The sequence below is a fragment of the Microbacterium sp. B19 genome (assembly GCF_000333395.1).
GTDB lineage: Bacteria > Actinomycetota > Actinomycetes > Actinomycetales > Microbacteriaceae > Microbacterium.
This window is the reverse complement of the sequence record NZ_BADA01000427.1, coordinates 1-1,555: the sequence shown is the minus strand read 5'-3', so window position 1 is coordinate 1,555 and position 1,555 is coordinate 1. Positions and strand designations below refer to the sequence as shown.

1 protein-coding gene is annotated in these 1,555 nt (G+C 76.1%); it reads left to right on the top strand.

What is annotated here, in order from left to right; all coding sequences use genetic code 11:
* The coding region (locus tag I5G_RS22815; protein ID WP_022879783.1) for an allophanate hydrolase at positions 1-1,555 on the top strand (1,555 nt) is incomplete at both ends.

Sequence of the window (1,555 nt, the reverse complement as noted above, 5' to 3'; positions counted from 1 at the left end):
CGTCCGCGAGGAAGACGACGCGCTCGCCGAGCCGGCCGAGGTCGACCTCGGCGTCGCGGCGGGGGAGCGCCTGCCGCTCGCCGGCACCGTCGTCGCGGTGAAGGACAACATCGACGTCGAGGGGATGCTGACGACGGCCGGGAGCCGCGCGTACGCGTACCGTCCCGAGCGCGACGCGACCGCCGTCGGGCGCCTCCGCGCCGCGGGGGCCGTGGTGATCGGCAAGACGAACCTCGACCAGTTCGCCACCGGCCTCGTGGGGACCCGGAGCCCCTTCGGCGCCGTCCGCAACGCGTGGGACCCGACGCGTATCTCGGGTGGCTCCAGCTCCGGATCGGCCGTGGCCGTGGCGCTCGGCATCGTCGACCTCGCGCTCGGCACCGACACCGCCGGGTCGGGCCGCGTCCCCGCGGCGCTCAACGGCATCGTGGGTGTCAAGCCGACGGTCGGGCTCGTGCCCGCCACGGGCGTCGTGCCCGCGTGTCGCACGCTCGACTGCGTGACGGTGTTCGCGCGCGACCTGTCCGACGCCCGCGCGGCGGCCGAGCTCATGGCCGGCCCCGACGGGATCGACCCCCTCGGCCGCGAGGACCGCCCCGCCCCGCCGCTCGACGCGCGCCCGCGCGTCGCCGTCCCGACGCCCGAGCACCTCGAGGGTCTTGCCGACGGCTGGGCCGAGGCGTTCGCCGGCGTCGTGGCGGCGCTCGCGGCCTCCGGCGTCGAGATCGTCGAGGTCGACATCGCGCCGCTCCTCGAGGCCGCGTCGCTGCTCTACGGCGGCGCGTTCGTGGCCGAGCGCACGGCGGCTGTGGGCGACTTCATCGCCGCCCACCCCGAACTCGTCGGCACCGACCTCGATCCGACGGTCGCCGGCATCGTGCTCGCCGGAGCCGAGGCGCGGGCCGCGGACTACTTCCGCGACCGCGAGCGGCTCGACCGCCTCGGGGCCGAGGGGCTGCGTCGACTCGACGGGACCGTCGCGCTGCTCACGCCCACGACCACGTGGCATCCGACCCTCGACGAAGTCGCCGCCGACCCGGTCGGCGCGAACAGCCGCATGGGCCGGTACACGAACTTCGCGAACCTGCTCGACCGGAGCGCGCTCGCCGTCCCCGCGGGGGTCGTGGGCGGCCGCGCCTTCGGCGTGATGCTCACCGGCGCGCCGTTCGCCGACCGCACGCTCGCGCAGCTCGCCGAGCGCATCCAGGCGCCGTCCGTCGACCTGCTGGTCGTGGGCGCGCACCTGCGCGGACAGCCGCTGAACCACCAGCTCGTCGCCGCGGGCGGAACGTTCGTCGCCGAGGTGGAGACCGCCGCGCAGTACCGGCTCTACGCCCTCGACACGGTTCCGCCGAAGCCGGGCCTCGCGCGCGTGGCCGAGGGCGGCGCGGCGATCGCGGGGGAGGTGTGGCGGCTTCCGGCCGTGGGCTTCGGACGCTTCGTCGCGGATCTGCCCGCGCCCATGGGCATCGGCTCCGCCGTTCTCGCGGACGGATCGAGCGTCGCCGGATTCCTGTGCGAGGCCGTCGCACTGGAGGGCGCGACCGACATCACG